The organism is Streptomyces sp. bgisy100, assembly GCF_057709105.1.
Genome location: NZ_JBYITE010000025.1, coordinates 48,361 through 70,022 on the forward strand (window position 1 = coordinate 48,361; position 21,662 = coordinate 70,022).

The following is a 21,662-nucleotide window of genomic DNA, read 5'->3' on the forward strand; positions in this document are numbered from 1 at the left end:
GTGCGCGCCGTTTTGCGCGTGCGGGGGAAGCGTGGCGGGCCGTACCGGGGCCCGTGCGAGGGGAGAACAAGTGAACGTGCAGCCGATATCGGGGGCGCCGGGCGTTCGGCGGAGTCGGCAGGGGGCCAGGGCCCTGCTCGCGGTGGTGAGCGGGGCCTTTCTGCTGGCCGTGACCGGGTGCGGCCCGGACGCCGGGGCGGACGAGGGCAAGGGCGGTGGCGACGGCTCGAAGCGGTCCGAGGCCGTGGTCGGCATCGCCCCCAAGGACGGCGCCAAGGACGTGGAGACCAGCGACGGTCTCGAGGTCACCGCCGAGAAGGGCCGGCTCAGCTCGGTCAAGGTCCGGGACTCCAAGGGGAATCGGATCGCCGGGAAGGTCACCGAGGGCGGGAAGCTCTGGAAGCCCAGCGGGCACCTGGCCGCGTCGACCGAGTACACCGTGGACGCGGTCGCCGAGGACTCCGAGGGACGGCAGTCCGCCGAGCACTCCAGCTTCACCACGCTGGTGCCGAAGAACACTTTCGTCGGCCACTTCACGCCGGAGGACGGCGCCGAGGTCGGCGTGGGCATGCCGGTCTCCATCCGGTTCAGCCGGGGCATCACCGATCCGGCCGCCGTCGAGCGGGCCGTCGAGGTGAAGACCTCGCCGGCGGTGCCCGTCGAGGGCCACTGGTTCGGCAACGACCGGCTGGACCTCCGTCCGGAGAAGTACTGGAAGCCCGGCACCGAGGTGACGCTGAGCCTGAACCTCGACGGGGTCGAGGGCCGGCCGGGGGTCTACGGCAAGCAGGTGAAGAAGGTGAAGTTCACCATCGGCCGCAGCCAGGTGAGCACCGTCGACGCCGAGAAGAAGACGATGACCGTCGAGCGCGACGGCAAGGTGATCAAGACGATCCCGATCACCGCGGGCGCCCCGGCGACCACCACGTACAACGGCGCGATGGTGATCAGTGAGAAGCACGAGGTGACCCGGATGAACGGGGACACGGTCGGCTTCGGCGGTGAGTACGACATCAAGGACGTGCCGCACGCGATGCGGCTCAGCAACTCCGGAACCTTCCTCCACGGCAACTACTGGGCCGGGTCGTCGGTGTTCGGCAGCGTCAACGCGAGCCACGGCTGCGTCGGTCTCTCCGACATCCGGGGCGGTGGCGACAACGGGACCCCGGCCGCCTGGTTCTTCAACAAGTCGATCCTCGGCGACGTGGTGGTCGTGAAGAACTCGAACGACAAGAAGATCGCCCCGGACAACGGCCTCAACGGCTGGAACATGGACTGGGACGAGTGGAAGGCGCCGCAGTAAGGGGTCCTTGCGCGACGAGCGTCCGATGAGGTCGCCTGGTCCGGTGCCGTGCGAGGCGCGGTGCCGGGCCACGTGACCCTGGCGGGCACCGTGCGAGAACCCCTGGGCGCCCGAACTCCCCTGACGGGCCCGGTGCCGCCGGTCGACGGCGGCACCGGGCCCGTCGGCGTCCGCCCCCTTCCGGGGGGAGACCCCTCGGCGCCCGGCCGTTAACCTGCGGGCATGACTGTGCATCTTGAGGTCGCCGACGGCGTCGGCACCATCCGGCTCGACCGCCCGCCGATGAACGCACTGGACATCGCCACCCAGGACCGGCTCAAGGAGCTCGCCGAGGAGGCGACCCGGCGGGACGACGTCCGCGCGGTGATCCTCTGGGGCGGGGAGAAGGTGTTCGCGGCCGGCGCGGACATCAAGGAGATGCAGGCCATGGACCACCCGGCCATGGTGGCCCGGTCCCGCGCCCTGCAGGACTCCTTCACGGCCGTCGCCCGGATCCCCAAGCCGGTGGTCGCCGCCGTCACCGGGTACGCGCTCGGCGGCGGCTGCGAACTGGCGCTCTGCGCCGACATCCGCATCGCCGGGGAGAACGCCAAGCTCGGCCAGCCGGAGATCCTGCTCGGGCTGATCCCGGGCGCGGGCGGCACCCAGCGGCTGTCCCGGCTCGTCGGCCCGTCCCGCGCCAAGGACCTGATCTTCACGGGCCGTCAGGTGAAGGCGGACGAGGCGCTGGCCATCGGACTGGTCGACCGGGTCGTCCCGGCCGGTGAGGTGTACGAGCAGGCGCACGCCTGGGCCGCGAAGCTCGCCCAGGGCCCGGCCATCGCGCTGCGGGCCGCGAAGGAGTCGGTCGACGTCGGGCTGGAGACGGACATCGACTCCGGTCTCGCCGTCGAACGGAACTGGTTCGCGGGCCTGTTCGCCACCGAGGACCGGGAGACCGGTATGCGCAGCTTCGTGGAAGAGGGTCCGGGCAAGGCCAAGTTCCGCTGATGTCCGGTGTGTTGGTCCCCCGCGGCGGTAGCGCCACCCCGTGGCGCCTCCGGCTCGGAACCCGTCCGGGGGACCGGCCGCGTCTTAAATCAGCCTTAAGGCATATCCGGCCCGGAACGCACAGCGATCGACTGCGTGCAGGGTGTCAGCGCAGGTCGAGCCGGATCCAAGGGGTCGTTCCTGCCGCTGGCACATGCCCCGGGCGGTGTGCGCGGGCACGTGATCCACTCAAAGTAATCCCCTGGTTCCGCCCCGTGATCCCTTCCGGGCGGCCATGATGGAGGGCATGGCGGGCCTCGAGGGAGTGGAACAGCCGCGGCGGCGCACCGGCACCACCGCGGCGCGGTGGGTGCCGTCCGTGGCGGACGAGCGGGCGATGCAGGCCCTCGAAACGGTCGGCGATCCGACGGTCGACGAGGTGCGGCTGCCGTCCCTCCCCGAATCCGCGGCCACCGCGCGCCGGCTGACCCAGGCGGTCGTGCTGCGGCACTGGGCACTCTCCGCCCAGCTCGCCGAGCACGCCGTGCTGCTGGTCTCCGAACTCGTCGGCAACGCCGTACGGCACACCGGCGCCCGCACCTTCGGGCTGCGGATGCTGCGCCGCCGCGGCTGGATCCGGATCGAGGTGCGCGACCCCTCGCGGGGGCTGCCCTGCCTGATGCCGGTGCGCGAGATGGACACCAGTGGCCGCGGGCTGTTCCTGGTGGACAAGCTCTCCGACCGGTGGGGCGTCGACCTGCTGCCCCGGGGCAAGACGACCTGGTTCGAGATGCGGGTCACCGACCGCTGAGCTGCGACCGCTGAGCCCGGCCGCTCGAGTCCGGCCGCCGGGCTCCCGTCCCCGGGCTTCTCGCGCCTCGCACGCCGGGGCGCTGCCGGGCCCGCCGGTTCCGCCCCGGCCGCGCCGCGCCGGAGCCGCCCGGTTCGGGGCCGCCCGGTTCGGAATCGCCGTCCATCGCCGCTCCGCCCCGAAAGGCGAAGAGGCCCCCGGTGCGTCGTCGTGCGACAGCGGCGGGAGCCTCTTCGTTCTCCGCCGGGAGCGAGGGGGTGTGATCCACGGCGGAGCAGGACGACCGTGCCCGGGTCAATGGGGTGGCGCGTCGCTGATGACTATGGCAGACGGGGTGCCGCCAGCCAAAGGTTCATATCCCGGTATTGACCCATATGAGCGATAGAAACTTCAACGATCAAAGGTCACTCGCGCCGTCAGCCTCGCAAACGTCGGAGAATGGTGTAACAGCCATACGATTCCTTGATCGTGGCTACTCTGTGTGACGATGACACGCATGGCCTCTCATTCCGGTCAATAGCGGTCATGGTGCACCGGCTGGCCTTCAATGGGCCGCGTGAGATCCCGCTTCGTCCGTGCCACCCTGCTGCTCGCCGCCGCGGCTCTCGCCGCCGCCGGCTGCTCGACCGGCTCCGCCGGCAGCCGCACCGCCGTCGACGGCACCCGCTCCCCGTCCCCCGGCGGTTCCGCCCGGGCCGCCCGTGCCGCGGCGACCGGGCTGCCCGGCATGCCGCCGCTGCTCGACCCGCGGGACGTCTACGCCGCCGACCGGCCCGGCCGGCTCTCCCCGGTGGTGAAGGACTTCCCGTCCCGGGTCTACGTGCCGAACACCAACTCCGGCACCGTGTCGGTCATCGACCCCAAGACCTACAAGGTGGTCGACACCCTGAAGGTCGGGGTCCAGCCGCAGCACGTGGTGCCGTCCTGGGATCTGAAGACGCTCTGGGTGAACAACAACCGCGGCCACACCCTGACCCCGATCGACCCGGCCACCGGCAGGGCGGGCAAGCCCGTCGACGTGCACGACCCGTACAACCTCTACTTCACGCCCAACGGCCGGTACGCGGTGGTGATGGCCTCCCTCGACCGGGAGCTGGTCTTCCGCGACCCGCACACCATGGCCGTCAAAAAGAAGGTGCCGGTCTCCTGCTACGGCGTGAACCACGCCGACTTCTCCGCCGACGGCCGGTACTTCGTCGTCTCCTGCGAGTTCTCCGGGGAACTCCTCAAGGTCGACACCGAGCGGATGAAGGTGATCGGACAGCAGCGGCTGCCCTTCCGGGGCGCGATGCCCCAGGACGTCAAGATCTCCCCCGACGGGCGGACCTGGTTCATCGCGGACATGATGGCGCACGGCGTCTGGATCCTCGACGGTGACCGGTTCACCACCCCGAAGCTGCTGCCCACCGGCAAGGGCGCGCACGGGCTGTACGTCAGCCGGGACTCCCGGACGATGTACATCTCCAACCGCGGCGAGGGCACCGTCTCGCTCTACGACTTCCCCTCCCGCAGGCTGACGAAGAAGTGGCGGCTGCCGGACGGCGGCAGCCCCGACATGGGCGGCGTCTCGGCCGACGGCAAGGTGCTGTGGCTGTCCGGCCGGTACGACTCCGAGGTGTACGCGATCGACACCCGCACCGGGAAGCAGCGGGCGCGCATCCCGGTCGGCGGCGGCCCGCACGGCCTGGCTGTCTATCCCCAGCCGGGCAGGTACTCGCTCGGGCACACGGGCATCTTCCGCTGACGTCCCGGCCCTTCGTCGGCTGCCGTCAGGCGGGGGCCAGCAGTGCCTCGGCACCGACCGGCCGGTACCCGGCCGCCTGGAACGCCCGGACGCTCGTGGCGTTGCCGGGTGCCTGCTGGGCCCAGAGCGGGCCGCCCTCCGGCACCAGATGACGGGCGGCCAGGGCGAGAGCCCGGCCCAGGCCCCTGCCGCGGGCGGCGGGATCCACCTCGATCGCCGCCTCCCACCGTCCGGCGACTCCCCGGCCCAGCACCAGCATGCCGCCTTCGGCCGACCAGACGCGTACGTCGTCCCGGAAGGCCAGGGCGCGGACCACCCGGGGGTGTTCCCGGTCCTCGATCCGGGTGAGCGGCAGGGGCGGTTCGCCGGACAGCGGGCCGGCGACGGTGAGCAGATCGGTGTTGCCGGCCAGGCGGCCGGTGCGGGTGGTGAGCGCGGTGAGGAAGAACGGACTCAGTGCGGCGGCCAGGGGGTCGCCCGGTGCCGCTGCGAGCGTCTCGCGGATCCACTCCGGCTCCTCGTCCGTGAAGATCACGGCGTGCGCGCTGAGGGAGAGGACGCCCGCGTCCCGTTCGTTCGGCTGCGGCAGGACCGTCGCCGAACCGTCGGACGGCGGGAACTCGCCGCGGGCGGCGGCGGCCAGTAACTCCCCGAAGGTCTCGGTCATCGTGGCAACTCCCGGAAGGTCTCGGACATCGTGGTGGCTCCCGGAAGGTCGGTGATCCGGCGGCCGCCCCCCGGGAACCGGAACGGGGAGCGGATAATCTGTGCGCGTCAGCAAGAAGACACCGAAGGGGTGGACCAGTGGCGGACATCGACGAGGCGCGGCGCGCGTTCGACCGGTACGACGTGAACAAGGACGGCCTGATCTCGGCCACCGAGTACAAGAGCGTGATGGCTCAGCTCGGCGACCCCTTCGTCACCGAGACCGTGGCCCAGGCCGTGATCAACAGCGCCGACGGCGACGGTGACGGCCTGCTCTCGTTCGACGAGTTCTGGTCGACCCAGCAGCACTGACCTCGGACGGGGCGGCGCCGGCGAGTGCCGCGCCGCCCCTCGTCCTCAGAGGTCCTCAAGGGCGGCCGTGCCGCTGGGTGCCGGCCCGCCGTCGGCGGTCGTTGCACAGCAGGCACTTGCCGTAGCCGGGCGGCAGCGGGTCCTCCGGGTCCCCGTACAGCGGGTCCACCGCGCCGCGGGGGTGCTGGGAGCAGCCCGTGGCGCCGTGTTCGCCGGACAGCGCGCCGGCCGCGGCGAGCGCCCGGCGCAGTGCGTCGACGAGGGCGGCCGCCTGGTCCCCGGACGGGTCGGCCTCCAGGGCGAACGCGATGTCGCCGGCCGAACTCAGCGCGGTCCGCAGTTCGCGCAGTTCTGCGTAGTTCATGCTGCGGAGCCTAGGCGCCCGCACCGACACCGCCCCGCTCTCCGGTTGCCCGGTGGTGCCCCGCCCGCAGGTTTCCGCTGCGCCGCGAAGCCGGATCCGTTCCGCCGGGGCCGGGTCGGAAGCTGCCGACAGGCCGGACCCGCCCGTCCCGGGAACCGCCCCGCTCAGGCCTCGGGCCCAGGCGCGGTCCCTGTCTCGGGCTCCGGCTCGGGCCGCTCCACCGACGCGGCGACCTCCGCGAGGTCCTTCTCGATCGACTGGCTCACCGACTTGGCGCCGAGCCCGCCGAAGAGCTTGGTCAGTACCCCGGCGAAGCCGCCCGGCGGACGGGCCGTGAAGGTCATGCGCACCGTCGTGGCGTCCGCGCCCTCCCGGCTCAGCTCGAACGCGGACGTGTAGTGGGCGCCGCGCGAGTCGGCCTCGACGACGAAGCTCCCCGGCTTCTCGCACGCCGTGACGTACATCTCCTCGGTGGCTTCCCTGCCGAGCATCCGCCGGGTCTCGCGCCACCGGGTGCCCTCGGCGAACGGCCCCGGGGTGAGCACCTCGACCCGTTCCACACCGCTGAGGATGCGCGGGGCCGACTCCAGGTCGGTCAGCGCGTCCCAGACCCGGTCGACGGGCGCCGCGATCCGCCGCTCGACGACGACCTCCGTATCAGTCATGGACCTCTCCTGACGCCGATCACCCAGCATCACCACCCTGGCACCCGGCCGGAGGGCCCGCTACCGGAGCGGGCGGGGCGCTGCCCGGGACGGGGTCCCGTGGCCGGTCACGGCGTTGCCGTCGCCGGTCCGCGGCCGCACGGCGGCAAACTCTTTCCATTTGACAACTGTGTCCATGAGGCAACAATCTTGCTCCGGCGGGACCGCGTCGCTCCGACGTGCCCGCACCCCGCGCCGGGGGAGGGTGCGGGCCGAGAGACGAAGGGGAGGTGCAGGCGGTGGCGGGCAGCGCGGACCGGTGGGCGGACCGAGGCACCGGACGCGGCGGTCAGGCCGACTGCGCGTCCCTGCCCGGTGCGCCGGCGCCGTGTCCGGGTGCCGCGTCCTCGACCGCCGCGCGGAAGCCGGTCAGCCCCTCGACCAGGCCCTTCCGGGCGGTGGGGGACATGTCACCGATGACGGCGAGCAGTGCCTCCTCGCGCCGGGCCCGGAGGTCACGCAGGTACGACTTGCCGCGGCCGGTCAGCCACAGCTCCAGCTCCCGCCGGCTCACCGGGCTGGGGGCGCGCTCGACGAACCCGAGCGCCTGGAGGCGGTCGCACAGCCGGCTGACCGAGGACGGGGCCGAACCCAGGACTTCTCCGAGCGTGCGGAGGTTGATGCCCTCGTCGCGGTCCAGGATGTACAGCACCCGGAGCTGCGAGGGGGAGACGGGGGTGGACGACACCGCGTCCCGGCCGCGTTCCCACAGGACCTCGAGCAACTCGATCACCTCACGGGCGGCGTGAGCGGCATCGCGAGCTCGTCGGGGGGATGGTGCGGGATTCACATGCTCAACTTTGACACCCCGGATCGGGCTTGTCAGCCCCAGGGGCCGTTACGCGCTTTGCCTCCCCTTTGCAGACCTCTCGGACAGCAGCTCACGCAGAAAGCGATCGTCGAACGGTGGACAGCTTTGCGGCTGTGGAGCGCGCCCTGCGCGGTGCCGCCCCCCACGAACTTCCGGACGTGGTCCGGGCCACGCTGGTGAAGCACTACGCGGCCACCGCCGTCAGCCTGCTCATGGCCGACTACGGGGCGACCACCCTCCGGCCGGTCGACGTCCTCCCGTCCGCCGCGGAACCGATGTTCGTGCATGCCAGTACCCCCGGCCGGGCCTTCGGCGCCCAGCGGCCCCAGGTCTCGTCCGGCGGCACCCCGCCCGTCGTCACCGCCCATCTGCCGGTGACGGTCCGCGGCGACCGGCTGGGCATTCTGTCGGTCACCCTGCCCGGGGCCCGGTACTCGCCGGAGGTGCTGAGCGAACTCGGCGACATCTCCGAGATCCTCGGCCGGGAGATCGTCGTGGCCGCGCGCGACACCGATCTGTATCTGCGGGCCCGCCGCGCCGACCGGCTCACCCTCGCCGCCGAGATGCACTGGCAGCTGCTGCCGGGTCAGGCGTGCTCACGGCCGGAGTTCGACCTCGGGGCGCAGCTCGAACCCGCGTACGCCGTCTTCGGTGACACCTTCGACTGGTCGACCTCCGCCGACCACCTCACGCTGACCGTGGCCAACGGCACCGGGGAGGGCATCGAGGCGGCCCTGCTGACCTCTCTCGCCGTCAACGCGCTGCGCAATGCCCGCCGGGCCGGGCTCGGCCTCGTCGACCAGGCGTGCCTGGCGGACCAGGCGGTCTACGGGCAGCACCGCGGCGCGGCCCATCTGTCGGTGCTGCTGCTCCGGTTCGAGCTGGCCACCGGGCGGATCGAGGTCGTCGACGCCGGATCGCCCCGCGTCTGGCGGCTGCGCGACGGCGCGCTGGAACCGCTGGAGTTCGAGGCGCAGCTGCCGCTGGGGATGTTCGAGGACACCATCTACCAGGCGCAGTACGCCCGGGTGCTGCCCGGCGACCGGCTGCTGTGCGTCAGCGAAGGGGTGTGCGACGCGACGTCGCCCGCGGGCGAGCGCTACAGCGAGCGGGCGCTCGCGCGGGCCGTGACGAGCACCCGGCTGCTGCCCGCGTCCCAGGTCCCCCGGGCCCTGCTCCAGGAACTCGCGGGCCACTGCGCACGGCCGCCCCGCCCCGAGGACGACGCCCTCGTCCTCTGCCTCGACTGGCATGGCAGACCGTGAGGCGGGAACCAAGGCTCTCGCGCTCGGCGGCCTCCCGGATATCGTTGCGCCCGGACAACGGACTGCCCCTCGGTCGGCCTCGCCGCAGAACACTGCGCGCACGCCCTGTCGGGGACGGAGAACGGTGGTCGACGGGCTCCGGCGGAAGGAGACCCCGCGACGGAGTGTGGGGGTGGAGATGGACATGGCGGAGCTGACCGTCCGCCTGCCGGGCGAGGAGCCCGGCGCGGATCCGGACGCGGATCCCGGCGAGCTGGTGGTGCTGCTGGTCGAGGACGACCCGGGCGACGCGCTGCTGGTGGAGGAGCTGCTGGCGGACAGCCGGGTCCTGGCCCGGCTGCAGTGGGTCCAGTCCGTGGCGGACGCCTGCCGGGCGCTCACGGCGGGCGGGCCGCACTGCGTCCTGCTGGATCTCCATCTGCCCGACGCCCAGGGGCTCGGCGGTCTCGCCCGGGTCCTCCAGGCGGCTCCCCGGACCCCCGTGGTGGTGCTGACCGGGCTGGCCGAGGAGGGCGCGGGACTGGCGGCGGTGACCGCCGGGGCCCAGGACTACCTGGTCAAGGGGCGGGTGGAACCCGATCTGTTCGGGCGGACGCTCCGCTACTCGATCCAGCGCAAGCAGGCCGAGCAGGCGGCGGCCGCCCTCCAGGCCGAACGGCTCCGGGCACAGGAGAACGCCCGGCTGGAACGCGGCCTGCTGCCCTCGCCGCTGCTGGACACCTCCGATGTGGAGGTGGTCACCCGCTACCGGCCCGGCCGGGCGCAGGCCTTGCTCGGCGGTGACTTCTACGACGTGGTGGAGTCGGGGGACGGCGTCGTCCACACCGTCATAGGCGACGTCTCCGGCCACGGGCCGGACGAGGCCGCGCTCGGGGTCTGCCTGCGCATCGCCTGGCGCACCCTGGTACTCACCGGCGTCACCGGCCCCGACCTGCTGCGCCAGCTGGAACGCATCCTGACCGCCGAGCGGTCCGGCCCGGAGCTGTTCGCCACGGTGAGCACGCTCGCCCTGGAGCCGGACCGGCGCCGGGTCCGGGTGCTGCGCGCGGGCCACCCCGGACTGCTGCTCCGCAGCATGTCGGGGCCGCGCGGCTCCGAGCCGGTGATCGACCTCGTGGAGCCCGAGTGCGGGCCGGCGCTGGGGCTGATCCCTGGGCAGGCCGACTGGCAGGAGGAGGAACTCCGGCTGCCGGGGCAGGGCGCGCTGATGCTGTTCACCGACGGGCTGTTCGAGGGCCGTACCTCCGCGACCGGCTCGGCCCGGCTCGGTGAGGACGGGCTGACCGCTCTGGCCCGCACCCATGCCCATCTGCCCGGACCCCGTTTCGTCGACGCCGTGATCTCCGGCGTCGAGACGATCGCCGCCCCCGGCGGCGGCCTCGCGGACGATGTCGCCGTCGTGCACCTCGAATGGAACGAGACCTGATGACCGAGCAGGAACCGGCTCCCGCGGGCCCCGCCGCCCGCGCCCCGAGGGTCCGCTTCCACCAGCGGCTCACAGTGCAGTCCTGGATCCACGTCCTGATAGCGGCGATGGCCGTGCTGGTGCTGACCTGCGCGGGCGTCGGCGCGGCGCTGCTGAACCGGACCGGCGAGGCCACCGACCGGCTGGTCGACCGGATCTCCCCGGCCCGGGCGTCCACCCTCCGTCTGCAGACCGCGCTGGTGGACCAGGAGACCGGCGTCCGCGGCTATCTGCTCAGCCGGGACCCGCAATTCCTGCTGCCGTACGAGCGCGGCCGGGCGACGGAACGGACCGCGGTCCGCCGGATCGAGTCGCTGGTGGGCGACGACCCCCGGCTGGCCCGGGACCTCCACGGGGTCCTCGCGGCGGCCCGCGACTGGCGCCGTGACCAGGCCGAGCCGCTGATCGCGGCGGTCCGCGGGGACGAGAAGCCGGACCGTGACCGGATCGAGCGGAGCAAGCGGTCCTTCGACCGCGTCCGCGTCCGGTTCAGCGAGCAGAACCGCCATCTGGACGAGCTGCGCGCGGAGACCCGCGCCCAGGTCGAGCGGTCCGAAGCGGTGCGCGACGGCGCGCTGGCCGCCATGCTCGCCGTGTTCCTGCTCTCCGGGGTGGCGCTGGCCGTGCTGATGAACATCGCCGTCGCCGGGCCGCTGGGCGCGCTGCGCACCGCCTCCCGCCGGGTGTCCGCCGGCGACTTCGAGCACCGCATCCCCGCGCACGGGCCCCGGGACATCCACGAGGTGGGCCAGGTCGTCGAGGAGATGCGCCAGCGGATCGTCGCGGAGCTCGCCACCTCCCGCACCCAGCAGGACCTGCTGGAGCAGCAGGCCGCGGACCTGGACGCGCAGACGATGGAGCTGCGCCGGTCCAACGCCGAGCTGGAGCAGTTCGCCTACGTCGCCTCGCACGATCTCCAGGAGCCGCTCCGCAAGGTCGCCTCGTTCTGCCAGCTGATCGACAAGCGCTACGGCGACCAGCTGGACGAGCGGGGCACGCAGTACATCGCCTTCGCCGTGGACGGCGCCAAGCGGATGCAGGTGCTCATCAACGACCTGCTCACCTTCTCCCGGGTGGGCCGGCTGAACGACGCCGACGAGGAGGTCGACCTCGGCAGGACCCTGGACAAGGCGCTGGCCAACCTGGGCGCCTCGGTCGAGGAGTCGGGCGCCGAGGTCGAGCGGCCGGCGGAGCTCCCGCGGATCACCGGCGACCCGATGCTGCTGGCCATGCTGTGGCAGAACCTCGTGGGCAACGCCCTCAAGTTCCGCGACCCGGACCGCCCGCCGGTGGTGCGGATCAGCTGCGGGAGCGGGGCGGAGTCCGACTGGCGGTTCACCGTCGAGGACAACGGGATCGGCATCCCTGAGGAGTTCGCGGACAAGGTGTTCGTGATCTTCCAGCGGCTGCACGGCCGGGACACCTACGGTGGCACCGGCATCGGCCTGGCGCTCTGCAAGAAGATCGTCGAGCACCACGGGGGACGCATCTGGGTCGACACCGGCCGGGACGTGGGGACGCGGATCTGCTTCACCCTGCCCGGCCTCGCCTCCGCGCCGTCCGGGGACACTGGAGGGGACTCCACCGCCGTCGCCGTCCCGGCCGGCCCGAACGCCCTGGAAGGAACCGCATGACCGCTGCCCACCCCATCGAGGTCCTCCTCGTCGAGGACGACCCCGGCGACGAGCTGATGACCCGCGAGGCCTTCGAGGACAACAAGATCGGCAACACGCTGCACGTGGTGCGCGACGGTCTGGAGGCCCTGGACTTCCTCTACCGGCGCGGCGAGTACGCCGACGCCCCGAGCCCCGATCTGATCCTGCTCGACCTCAACCTGCCGAAGTACGACGGCCGGCAGGTGCTGGAGCGCATCAAGTCCGACGACGACCTCAGCCACATCCCGGTGGTCGTGCTCACCACCTCGTCGGCCGAGGAGGACATCCTGCGCAGCTACAAGCTCCACGCCAACGCGTATGTCACCAAGCCGGTCGACCTCGACCAGTTCATCGCCGCCATCCGGCAGATCGACGCGTTCTTCGTCACCGTCGTGAAGCTGCCCAACCGCTGAGCGTGGCCCCGGACGCCGGGGCATGGCAGAGGGCTGCGGTGATCTCACCCGGAGCGGCTGAGCGATGCAGGGATCCGGCCCGGACCGGCACAGCGGTCCGGGCTCACAGCGGCGGAGAGATGCGGGTCGGCAGGAGCGCACAGCAGTGGGGCCACCGGCTGTTCCGGTGGCCCCACTGCCCTTCCCGTCCGGCGCGTCGTCAGGGGGTACGGCCCGCCGGACCCCACCTCACCAGCGGTACCACCGGCCCCTGCGGCCGCCCGCGCCGGCGGCGGGCCGGATGACGAATCCCAGCAGCCAGACCGCCAGCACGATGACGGCGATCCACCACAGGGCCTTGAGCGCGAATCCGGCGCCGAAGAGGACCAGGGCGAGGAGCAGTACGAGGAGCAGGGGGACCATCTTCATCAACCTCCGAGCAGCCGGTGCATCGTTCTCCGAGCAGCCGTGTGCCCTCGATGGTTGCCGCCATGCAAAAGTTTCCCCGGGTTGGTTCCGGCGGTGCCCGCGGGGCGGGAGGGGCTGGTTCCCGCTTGCGGGGCCTGACGTTCGCGCAGGTGGCGGAGAGCGTGGATGGCGGGGAGTGGCCGGCGGCGGCAAATTCCTCCGGATCGTGGAGTGTGGCCCTCCGGGGGGCGGGCAGGGGCAATGGTGTCGTACGACAACAGTTGCTATGCGGGAGAGACTGATGAACACCATGGCCTTGAACGCGCCCACCGGCACCGCCCCCGACGCACGCGACGCATTCGACATGGACGGGGCCGGCGCGGCCGGACCGCCGACGGCGGCCCCCGACGTCGGACTGCCCCTGGTCACCGACCCCACCAAGGTGGCACCGCAGGACGCCCGCGCGATGTCGAAGCTGTTCTTCGACCGGCTCACGGTGCTGGAGGAGGGGACGCACGAGTACCAGTACGCCCGCAACACCCTGATCGAGCTCAATCTGTCGCTGGTCCGCTTCGCCGCTTCCCGGTTCCGCAACCGGGCGGAGCCGATGGAGGACATCGTGCAGGTCGGCACGATCGGGCTGATCAAGGCCATCGACCGGTTCGATCTGAGCCGCGAGGTCGAGTTCACCTCCTTCGCCGTGCCGTACATCGTGGGGGAGATCAAGCGGTTCTTCCGGGACACCTCCTGGGCCGTGCACGTCCCCCGCCGCCTCCAGGAATTCCGTCTGGACCTGGCCAAGGCCGTCGACGACCTGTCGAGCCGGATGGGCCGCTCCCCGACGACCGAGGAGCTGGCCGAGCACATGGGGCTCACCGCCGAGGAGGTCGTCGAGGGGCAGATCGCCAGCAACGGCTACGTCGCCGGATCCCTGGACATCCCCGGCGGCGCCGAGGAGGGCAGCGGCAACGACACCCCGCTGGCCGACCGTATCGGCGACACCGACCCCGCCCTGGAGAACGTGGAGAACTTCCACGCCCTCCAGCCGCTGCTCGAACAGCTGGACGGCCGGGAGCGGAAGATCCTGGAGCTGCGCTTCGGCCGGGAGATGACCCAGTCCGACATCGGGGCCGAGCTCGGCATCTCCCAGATGCACGTCTCCCGCCTGCTGAGCCGGACCCTGGACTCGCTGCGCTCCCGGATGCTCGTCGAGGAGTAGGACGCCGGCCCGGCGGTGGCGGCGTTCCGTGGCCGGGTCCCCGCGCCGGGCCGGGCCGGGCCGGACGCCGCGGCCCGGCGCACGGCGGTGAAGGGGCCTGTTCCGGATCCTCCTCCTACGATGGCAAGCGCACGGGCGGACGACGACGTGCCGGCGGCTCGCACGCCGACGCCCGGATGGTTTCCATCCCTGGAGAAGCAGGACGATGTGGACAGAATCGCCGCAGCCGAGCGTGCGCTGCGCACCGCCGCCCCCCACACGCTGATCGACGTGACGGCCGCGGCGCTCCAGGAGAGGTACGGCGCCACCGGCGTGGCCCTCCGGCTCGCCGACTACGGCCTCACCACCCTGCAGGCCGTGGAGCGCAAGCCGTTCCACGCCGAACCGGTCTCCGTCCACGACAGCCCGCAGGGCCGCGCCTTCGGGGCCCAGGAGCCGTTCGTCACCGCGGAGGAGACGGCCGGGACGCGGACAGTGCATCTCCCGGTCACCATCCGCGGCGACCGGCTGGGAGTGCTCTCGGTGTCCCTGCCCGGGGAGACCGATGTCCACCCGCTGCTGCCGGAGCTGCGGCACCTCTGCGAGGCCCTCGGCCACGAGATCCTCGTCGCCGACCGCGACACCGACCTCTACCTGCTCGCGCGCCGCGCCACCCGGCTCACCCTCGCCGAGATGCAGTGGCAAATGCTGCCCGGCCACTCCTGCGCCCGCCCCGAGTTCTCCCTCGGCGCCCACCTGGAACCCGCGTACGCGATCTTCGGTGACAACTTCGACTGGTCCGCCTCCGCCGATGTGCTGACCCTCACCGTCACCAACGGCATGGGCGAGGGCAGCGAGGCCGCCCTGCTGACCAACGTCGCCGTCAACGCGCTGCGCAACGCCCGCCGGGCGGGTCTCGGCATCGCCGACCAGGCCGCACTGGCCGACCAGGCGCTGTACGGGCACTACCGGGGTGCCGTCCACGTGTCGGTGCTGCTGCTGGCCTTCGACCTCGCCACCGGCGAGGTGCAGGTGGTGGACGCCGGGTCGCCGCGGCTGTGGCGGCTGCGGGACGGCGTGGTCACCGGTCTGACCTTCGAGCCCCAGCTCCCGCTCGGCATGTTCGGGGACAGTCACTACACCGTGGAGCGCTTCCGGGTGACCACCGGCGACCGCCTCCTGTTCGGCAGCGACGGCGTCTATGACACCCTGTCCGCCACCGGGGAACACTACGGCGACCGGGCCCTGGCACGGTCCCTCATCTCCAGCCGGCTGCTGCCCCCGCCGCAGGTGCCCCGGGCGGTGCTGCGCGACCTCGCCACCTACCGCTCGGAGACCCCGCTGGAGGACGACGCCCTCGTCGTCTGCCTCGACTGGTACGGACGCGACGGCGAATGACGGCCTGCCGGGCCTCGGATGGCGTGGGCCCGCGCGGCGGACAGGGCACCTACGGCAGGCAGGGCGCCCATGAGGCGGACGAACGTGAGGACACGAGCATGGACATCATCGGCAACCGCCGAACGGGACGCACCGTGCCCAGTGACCCGACCGCCGGCGCCACGCCGTCCCCCGTCGGCCTGCCCCGCTACGAGGACTGCCTGACCGCGCTGCGCCGCACCCCGGCGGCGGTGTGGAACGAGGACGCGACCGACTGGGCCGCCGCGCTCACCTACTACGCGGTGCTCGCGGTCTTCCCCACGCTGCTCGTCACCGTCTCGGTGATCGGCGCGACGGACAGCGCGGCGACCGAGAACCTGATCCGGAGCGTCGCCGGCCTCGTCCCGGCCGAGTCCCGGTCCGTCATCCGCGGCACCCTGGAGGGCATGGCGGCGCAGAGCTCCGCCGCCTGGCTGCTGATCGTCGTCGGCACGATCGGCGCGCTGTGGTCCGCCTCCAGCTATCTGGCGGTGTTCCGGCGGGCGCTGCACGCGATGCACGGTGTGGAGGACCAGCGCCCGGTGTGGCGGCGGGCGCCGCGCATCGTGCTCACCGCCCTGCTCCTGCTGGCCCTGCTGGTCTCCAGCGTGCTGGTGCTGGTCCTGACCGGGGAGGCCGCCCGCCCGCTCGGCGCCTTCCTGGGCCTGGACAGCGTGGCGGTCGCGGCGGCGTGGAACGCCCTGCAGTGGCCGATGCTGCTGTGCCTGGTGGCGGTACTCGTCCTGGTGCTGTTCCGTACCGGCCCGGCCGAGACCCGCGGCGTACGGCGCCGCGCCCTGGGCGGCGCACTCGCCGTGGTGCTGTGGCTGATCGCCTCCGCGGGCTTCACCCTCTACACCTCGAACGTCGGCACCTACAGCCGGCTGTACGGCTCCCTCGCCGGGATCGTGATCTTCCTGGTGTGGCTGTGGGTCTCCCACCTGGCCCTGCTCACCGGTGCCCAGTTCAACGCGGAACTGGCCAAACTCCACCGGCGGTGAGGGGCGGCGCGCCGGCCTCCCGCTCCCTGCTCGGCGAGCTCCGAGCGCACCGCGTTCGGCGTCCGCAGTGAACCGCCCGCCCGCAGTGAACCGCCCCGTACGCCACCGCGTCTGACCTCCCGAACGGCCCGCGGGGGCACGGGGAGACCCACTGACACGGGGAGATCCGCGGGGGCACGGGGAGACTCACTGGGGCTCAGGGGGACCCACTGGGACACGGGAGAGAGGAGACGCCGGTGCGCCGGAGCCCGACCAGAAGACGCCCGGTGGCGATCGGGATCGCGGGGGCGGCCGCCACGGTCCTCGCGCTCGTCACGTGGTACGTCGTCGACACGGTGCGAGAGGTGGACCAGGACCTCGACCACCGCATCGCCCGGAAGGTCCCGTGCACCGAAGGCATGCGCTTCGCCGGCCTCGAAGGCCTCCCTCCGGGCGCCCGCGACAGCCGGTGCCGGATGATGAGCGGCATCGACACGTTCTACGACGTCCGCTTCCGCATCCCCCGCGCCGATCTCACGGCGTGGCTGGAGCGGACCTACCCGGACGCGAAGCCGACCGCTGACGCCTGTCTCCAGCACAAGGCAGACGCCTGTGCCCAGTTCTCCCCGACGCCCGGGTCCGGCGCGGAGGCCCACGTCATCGACCTGAACGTCACCTACGAGAGCGGCAACAGCGCCTCGGTGCGCTTCGCACCCTTCACGACGTGAGACGCGGCGGGGCGTCAACGATGCGCGGGCCTTTCCGACCGGCACGGAGTCCGGGACGGGTGGTCAGATCTTGGCGACCCGGGCGCCGTGCCCGCACTTCACAGTCGAGGAGCCGCTCAACTCGCTTGCTATTCCGCAGGGCCTCGGGAAGTGGCCGGGCCCCGACCTCCGCCCGATTCATCGAAACAGCAGGTCAGAGCTCTGACGGCCGGCGGTGCGGCCGCTCCTCGTCACAGCGTTCGAAGGTCGGCCATGCCAAAGGCTCGTCCCAGACGCGGTGCGCCATGGCGGCCAGGTGAATACCCTCGCGGATGATCTCTGCCTCGGGAATTCCGCGGCGCCGCGCTGCCTCCTTGATGAGGGCGAGGTCCTCAGGGTCGGCGTACACATTGGTGCGCTTCATGGACATGTACCAACCCTGGCGCACGTACTGCCCCGGCGCTACGGAGACGCCTACTACTCCCTCGGCATGCTCTTCGGCGCGGGCGCGTTCCGGGCCCGCCGTGGCCGCAAGACGGGCGGGCCCGCCGTACCGCTCCGGATCAGCAGACCCGGAGCGGGCTCGCTGGAGGCCAAGCTCGCTCAGGCCGTTCCGGGCGACCACCTTGTCGACCTGCGCGCCGCGCGGACCGCCACCGCCGAGGTACGGGACTGGCTGGGCGAGCAGCACCTGCATCGCAGCTTCGGCGCCAACGTGCCACGCTTCACCTACCGACTGCACCACCCCCCGACAGTGCCCGCCGAGGACTACGACGGCCTCGCCTACGTCGATACCTCCACCTGTTCCCGCCCCCTGCCGTGAGCGGACGCCGCGCCGGACGGCAATGGCGCCCGCCTGTCGGTCAGTATGCTTCGCGCCCCGCACCTTTACGACGACGCTTCGCACCAAACGAGCGGAACGGAGATGGCTGCGGGATCAGCGGAGGCGTCCGAGGTGGATCACGCTGATCCGGACCTGCTGGTCGCTGATCTCGTACATCACGCGGTAGGCGCCGACGTGGATGCGCAGCAGGTCGGCGCTGCCGAACGCGCCCCGGGGCCGGGGGTCGTGGGCGAGGCGGTCGACGGCGGTGAACACGTGCCGCACTCCGTCGGGATCGTCCTTGGCTAACCGCTCCGCCTGGGCAAGAGCCTCGGGCTCCCAGATGACCTCGTAGCTCACGCCTCGTCCCCGCCGAAGACCCGGCGGTACGCCTCGGCGTGTCCGATGCCGGCGTTCTCGCCGCCGGCCTGGCGGGCGCGGTAGGCGGCCAGGGCGCGCAGTTCCTGGAGCTCCAGGGCGTCGGCGGGGCTGACCAGTATGGCGACGGTCTGTCCGTGGTCGGTGATGGCGACCGGTTCACGGGTGGCGCTGACCTCGCGCGCGATGGCACCGAGCTGGGCCCGGGCCTGCACGATCGAGTACGTGGTCTCCGTCATGCACACCACCTTACGGAAGTGTGCACCCTTTGCCTCTCAGTTTGCGGCGATTTCCTGCCGCACAGTGCACCCTGCGGATATCCTGACGGGCGCAGACCTTGGATGGCGGCCCTCGTATCCCGGGGGCACGCCGCAGAGCCGGGGTTCAGACCTCGACCGAAGGCCGCCCGGGATCCCGGGCGGCCTTCGTGTCTGCCGACCCTCCGACGAACCTTCCGGCGGAATCGGCGGAACGTCGTGTTGAGAACGCGCTGGTCAGGGCCTCTTCCCTCAGCACTCGATGACGTTCACCGCGAGCCCGCCCCGCGCCGTCTCCTTGTACTTGACCTTCATGTCCGCGCCCGTGTCCTTCATGGTCTTGATGACCTTGTCGAGGGAGACGTGGTGCCGGCCGTCGCCGCGCAGCGCCATCCGGGCCGCCGTGACGGCCTTGACCGCCGCCATGCCGTTCCGCTCGATGCACGGGATCTGCACCAGACCGCCCACCGGGTCGCAGGTCAGGCCGAGGTTGTGCTCCATGCCGATCTCGGCGGCGTTCTCCACCTGCTCGGTGCTGCCGCCCATGACCTCCGCCAGGCCGCCGGCCGCCATCGAGCAGGCCGAGCCGACCTCGCCCTGGCAGCCGACCTCGGCGCCGGAGATGGAGGCGTTCTCCTTGAAGAGCATGCCGATGGCGCCCGCGGCGAGGAGGAAGCGGATGATGCCCTCCTCGTCGGCGCCCGGCACGAAGTTCGCGTAGTAGTGCAGCACCGCGGGGATGATGCCGGCCGCGCCGTTGGTGGGGGCGGTGACGACCCGGCCGCCGGCCGCGTTCTCCTCGTTCACGGCCATCGCGTAGAGGGTGATCCACTCCATGGCACGGGCCGTGGCGTCGCCCTCGGCGCGCAGCTGGCGGGCGGAGTTCGCCGCCCGGCGGCGGACCTTCAGGCCGCCCGGCAGGATGCCCTCCCGCGTCATGCCGCGGGTCACGCACGCCTGCATGACCTGCCAGATCTCCAGCAGGCCCGCCCGGATCTCCTCCTCGGTGCGCCAGGCCTTCTCGTTCTCCAGCATCACCGCCGAGATCGACAGACCGGTCTCCTGGGAGATCCGCAGCAGCTCGTCACCGGTGCGGAACGGGTACTTCAGCACCGTGTCGTCGAGCTTGATCCGGTCCTCGCCGACGGCGTCCTCGTCGACGACGAAGCCGCCGCCCACCGAGTAGTACGTCTTCTCCAGCAGCGGTGCGCCGGACTCGTCGTAGGCGGAGAGGGTCATGCCGTTGGCGTGGTACGGCAGGGAGCGGCGGCGGTGCAGGACGAGCTGCGAGGACTCGTCGAAGTCGATCTCGTGCGCCTCGCCGATCTCGGCGCCGAGCAGGCGCAGCCGCTTGGTGCCGCGTATGCGCTCGACCTCGTCGTCGGCGCTCTCGACGTCGACGGTGCGGGGGGAGTGGCCCTCCAGGCCGAGCAGCACGGCCTTGGGGGTGCCGTGGCCGTGGCCGGTGGCGCCGAGCGAGCCGAACAGCTCGGCCCGGACGGAGGCGGTCTGCGCGAGGAGGCCGTCCCTCTTCAGACGCCCGACGAAGATGCGGGCCGCGCGCATGGGGCCGACCGTGTGGGAACTGGACGGGCCGATGCCGATGGAGAAAAGGTCGAAGACGGAGATGGCCACGGTGGCGGACTCCCTTGTCTGTGCTCGTGGTACTGGCGGTGCGGGGCGGGGCACCCGCGTGCAGGACGCGGGTGCCCCGCCTCCGGCCGATTACTTCTTCAGGCCGGGGTAGAGCGGGTGCTTCTCGGCCAGGGCCGTGACCCGGGCCTTCAGTGCGTCCGCGTCGTAGGACGGCTTCAGCGCCTCGGCGATGACGTCCGCGACCTCGGCGAAGTCCTCCGCCGTGAAGCCGCGGGTGGCCAGCGCGGGGGTGCCGATCCGCAGGCCCGAGGTGACCATCGGGGGCCGGGGGTCGTTCGGGATGGCGTTGCGGTTGACGGTGATGCCCACCTCGTGGAGGCGGTCCTCCGCCTGCTGCCCGTCCAGCTCGGAGTTGCGCAGATCCACCAGGACGAGGTGGACGTCGGTGCCGCCGGACAGCACCGAGACACCGGCCTCGGTGACGTCGTCCTTGGTCAGGCGCTCGGCGAGGATCCGGGAGCCCTCCAGCGTGCGCTGCTGGCGCTCCTTGAAGTCCTCGGAGGCCGCGACCTTGAAGGACACCGCCTTCGCCGCGATGACGTGCTCCAGCGGGCCGCCCTGCTGACCGGGGAAGACCGCGGAGTTGATCTTCTTGGCGAGGTCGGCGGTGCACAGGATCACGCCGCCGCGGGGGCCGCCCAGCGTCTTGTGGGTGGTGGTGGTCACGACGTGGGCGTGCGGCACCGGGCTCGGGTGCAGCCCCGCGGCCACCAGGCCCGCGAAGTGCGCCATGTCGACCATCAGGTACGCGCCGACCTCGTCGGCGATCCGCCGGAACGCCGCGAAGTCCAGCTGCCGCGGGTAGGCGGACCAGCCCGCGACGATCAGCTTCGGCCGGTGCTCCTTGGCGAGGCGCTCGACCTCGTCCATGTCGACCAGGTTGGTCTTCTCGTCGACGTGGTAGGCGGCCACGTTGTAGAGCTTGCCGGAGAAGTTGATCTTCATGCCGTGGGTCAGGTGCCCGCCGTGGGCGAGGTTCAGACCCAGGATGGTGTCACCGGGGGAGAGCAGGGCGAACATCGCCGCGGCGTTCGCCTGGGCGCCGGAATGCGGCTGGACGTTCGCGTGCTCGGCCCCGAAGAGCTCCTTGATGCGGTCGATCGCGAGCTGTTCGATCACATCGACGTGCTCACAGCCGCCGTAGTAACGGCGGCCCGGGTAGCCCTCGGCGTACTTGTTGGTCAGCACCGAGCCCTGCGCCTCGAGGACCGCGACCGGAGCGAAGTTCTCCGAGGCGATCATCTCGAGCGTGGACTGCTGGCGGTCGAGTTCGGCGTCGACGGCGGCGGCGACGTCCGGGTCGAGCTCGTGCAGGGACTGGTTGAGAAGCGACATCAGG

Annotated in this window: 23 protein-coding genes and 1 pseudogene; 14 read left to right on the forward strand and 10 right to left on the reverse strand. The window is 72.0% G+C overall.

The genetic code is table 11. The features are described 5' to 3' along the window. The first annotated feature begins 70 nt into the window (after positions 1-70). From AC3EQ1_RS18125 to AC3EQ1_RS18140, 4 genes are all read left to right on the forward strand, one after another. A complete protein-coding gene (locus tag AC3EQ1_RS18125) occupies positions 71-1,303 on the forward strand; it encodes a L,D-transpeptidase (RefSeq protein ID WP_432095350.1) in 1,233 nt (410 codons plus the stop codon). 222 nt (positions 1,304-1,525) lie between these two features. Further along, positions 1,526-2,293, forward strand: coding sequence for an enoyl-CoA hydratase/isomerase family protein (locus AC3EQ1_RS18130; protein WP_432095351.1), 768 nt, complete (start codon positions 1,526-1,528; stop codon positions 2,291-2,293). Between the two features lie 286 nt (positions 2,294-2,579). Continuing rightward, on the forward strand, positions 2,580-3,083 hold the full coding sequence (locus AC3EQ1_RS18135; RefSeq protein WP_432095352.1) for an ATP-binding protein: 504 nt from the start codon (positions 2,580-2,582) through the stop codon (positions 3,081-3,083). Positions 3,084-3,639: 556 nt separating this feature from the next. Further along, positions 3,640-4,827: a YVTN family beta-propeller repeat protein gene (locus tag AC3EQ1_RS18140; RefSeq protein ID WP_432095353.1), complete on the forward strand. Its 1,188-nt coding sequence runs from the start codon at positions 3,640-3,642 to the stop codon at positions 4,825-4,827. Between the two features lie 25 nt (positions 4,828-4,852). Here AC3EQ1_RS18140 and AC3EQ1_RS18145 read toward each other — a convergent pair whose 3' ends face one another. Further along, positions 4,853-5,494, reverse strand: coding sequence for a GNAT family N-acetyltransferase (locus tag AC3EQ1_RS18145; protein ID WP_432095354.1), 642 nt, complete (start codon positions 5,492-5,494; stop codon positions 4,853-4,855). A 137-nt stretch (positions 5,495-5,631) separates the two neighbouring features. Between AC3EQ1_RS18145 and AC3EQ1_RS18150 the strand changes: the two genes are divergently transcribed. Continuing rightward, on the forward strand, positions 5,632-5,844 hold the full coding sequence (locus tag AC3EQ1_RS18150; RefSeq protein WP_388850964.1) for an EF-hand domain-containing protein: 213 nt from the start codon (positions 5,632-5,634) through the stop codon (positions 5,842-5,844). 55 nt (positions 5,845-5,899) lie between these two features. On the opposite strand, the gene AC3EQ1_RS18155 is transcribed toward AC3EQ1_RS18150, so the two are convergent. From AC3EQ1_RS18155 to AC3EQ1_RS18165, 3 genes are all read right to left on the reverse strand, one after another. Continuing rightward, positions 5,900-6,208: a hypothetical protein gene (locus tag AC3EQ1_RS18155; protein WP_432095355.1), complete on the reverse strand. Its 309-nt coding sequence runs from the start codon at positions 6,206-6,208 to the stop codon at positions 5,900-5,902. Positions 6,209-6,372: 164 nt separating this feature from the next. Continuing rightward, entirely contained in the window at positions 6,373-6,873 is a 501-nt protein-coding gene (locus AC3EQ1_RS18160) for an SRPBCC family protein (RefSeq protein ID WP_432095356.1), read from the reverse strand. A 328-nt stretch (positions 6,874-7,201) separates the two neighbouring features. Next, positions 7,202-7,645, reverse strand: a complete 444-nt coding sequence (locus AC3EQ1_RS18165; protein WP_432095357.1) for a MarR family winged helix-turn-helix transcriptional regulator — start codon at positions 7,643-7,645, stop codon at positions 7,202-7,204. Positions 7,646-7,818: 173 nt separating this feature from the next. On the opposite strand from AC3EQ1_RS18165, the gene AC3EQ1_RS18170 reads away from it, so the two are divergent. The 4 genes from AC3EQ1_RS18170 to AC3EQ1_RS18185 all read left to right on the forward strand — a co-directional run bounded on the left by AC3EQ1_RS18170 (position 7,819) and on the right by AC3EQ1_RS18185 (position 12,521). Continuing rightward, complete coding sequence (locus tag AC3EQ1_RS18170; RefSeq protein ID WP_432095358.1) at positions 7,819-8,988, forward strand: PP2C family protein-serine/threonine phosphatase; 1,170 nt, start codon at positions 7,819-7,821, stop codon at positions 8,986-8,988. Positions 8,989-9,172: 184 nt separating this feature from the next. Next, on the forward strand, positions 9,173-10,414 hold the full coding sequence (locus AC3EQ1_RS18175; protein ID WP_432095359.1) for a PP2C family protein-serine/threonine phosphatase: 1,242 nt from the start codon (positions 9,173-9,175) through the stop codon (positions 10,412-10,414). Further along, on the forward strand, positions 10,414-12,087 hold the full coding sequence (locus AC3EQ1_RS18180; protein WP_432095360.1) for a sensor histidine kinase: 1,674 nt from the start codon (positions 10,414-10,416) through the stop codon (positions 12,085-12,087). The genes AC3EQ1_RS18175 and AC3EQ1_RS18180 overlap by 1 nt, the downstream gene beginning before the upstream one ends. Next, entirely contained in the window at positions 12,084-12,521 is a 438-nt protein-coding gene (locus AC3EQ1_RS18185) for a response regulator (protein ID WP_432095361.1), read from the forward strand. Before AC3EQ1_RS18180 ends, AC3EQ1_RS18185 begins: the two co-directional genes overlap by 4 nt. Before the next feature lie 228 nt (positions 12,522-12,749). Here the strand turns inward: AC3EQ1_RS18185 and AC3EQ1_RS18190 are convergent, their stop codons facing one another. Then, a complete protein-coding gene (locus tag AC3EQ1_RS18190; RefSeq protein ID WP_351514823.1) occupies positions 12,750-12,923 on the reverse strand; it encodes a hydrophobic protein in 174 nt (57 codons plus the stop codon). A gap of 286 nt (positions 12,924-13,209) precedes the next feature. Between AC3EQ1_RS18190 and AC3EQ1_RS18195 the strand changes: the two genes are divergently transcribed. From AC3EQ1_RS18195 to AC3EQ1_RS18210, 4 genes are all read left to right on the forward strand, one after another. After that, complete coding sequence (locus tag AC3EQ1_RS18195; protein WP_432095362.1) at positions 13,210-14,127, forward strand: RNA polymerase sigma factor SigF; 918 nt, start codon at positions 13,210-13,212, stop codon at positions 14,125-14,127. A gap of 207 nt (positions 14,128-14,334) precedes the next feature. Beyond that, on the forward strand, positions 14,335-15,504 hold the full coding sequence (locus AC3EQ1_RS18200) for a PP2C family protein-serine/threonine phosphatase (protein WP_432095363.1): 1,170 nt from the start codon (positions 14,335-14,337) through the stop codon (positions 15,502-15,504). Positions 15,505-15,602: 98 nt separating this feature from the next. After that, positions 15,603-16,523, forward strand: a complete 921-nt coding sequence (locus AC3EQ1_RS18205) for a YihY/virulence factor BrkB family protein (RefSeq protein ID WP_432095364.1) — start codon at positions 15,603-15,605, stop codon at positions 16,521-16,523. 266 nt (positions 16,524-16,789) lie between these two features. Then, the gene (locus AC3EQ1_RS18210; RefSeq protein WP_432095365.1) at positions 16,790-17,230 is read left to right on the forward strand and encodes a hypothetical protein; all 441 of its coding nucleotides are present in this window, start codon (positions 16,790-16,792) and stop codon (positions 17,228-17,230) included. 238 nt (positions 17,231-17,468) lie between these two features. Here AC3EQ1_RS18210 and AC3EQ1_RS18215 read toward each other — a convergent pair. After that, positions 17,469-17,639, reverse strand: a pseudogene (locus AC3EQ1_RS18215) (ribbon-helix-helix domain-containing protein); the annotation flags it as partial. A gap of 21 nt (positions 17,640-17,660) precedes the next feature. Here AC3EQ1_RS18215 and AC3EQ1_RS18220 point away from each other — a divergent pair. Then, the gene (locus tag AC3EQ1_RS18220; protein WP_432095394.1) at positions 17,661-18,032 is read left to right on the forward strand and encodes an erythromycin esterase family protein; all 372 of its coding nucleotides are present in this window, start codon (positions 17,661-17,663) and stop codon (positions 18,030-18,032) included. Positions 18,033-18,146: 114 nt separating this feature from the next. Here AC3EQ1_RS18220 and AC3EQ1_RS18225 read toward each other — a convergent pair whose 3' ends face one another. The 4 genes from AC3EQ1_RS18225 to glyA form a co-directional block, all read right to left on the reverse strand. Then, positions 18,147-18,392 carry a type II toxin-antitoxin system RelE family toxin gene (locus tag AC3EQ1_RS18225; RefSeq protein ID WP_432095366.1) on the reverse strand — a complete coding sequence of 82 codons (246 nt, stop codon included), beginning with the start codon at positions 18,390-18,392 and terminating at the stop codon, positions 18,147-18,149. Beyond that, a complete protein-coding gene (locus AC3EQ1_RS18230; protein WP_432095367.1) occupies positions 18,389-18,649 on the reverse strand; it encodes a type II toxin-antitoxin system Phd/YefM family antitoxin in 261 nt (86 codons plus the stop codon). The genes AC3EQ1_RS18225 and AC3EQ1_RS18230 overlap by 4 nt, the downstream gene beginning before the upstream one ends. A gap of 270 nt (positions 18,650-18,919) precedes the next feature. Then, positions 18,920-20,302 carry an L-serine ammonia-lyase gene (locus AC3EQ1_RS18235; protein ID WP_432095368.1) on the reverse strand — a complete coding sequence of 461 codons (1,383 nt, stop codon included), beginning with the start codon at positions 20,300-20,302 and terminating at the stop codon, positions 18,920-18,922. A gap of 90 nt (positions 20,303-20,392) precedes the next feature. Then, a complete protein-coding gene (gene glyA / locus AC3EQ1_RS18240) occupies positions 20,393-21,658 on the reverse strand; it encodes a serine hydroxymethyltransferase (protein ID WP_432095369.1) in 1,266 nt (421 codons plus the stop codon). Positions 21,659-21,662: the final 4 nt, after the last annotated feature.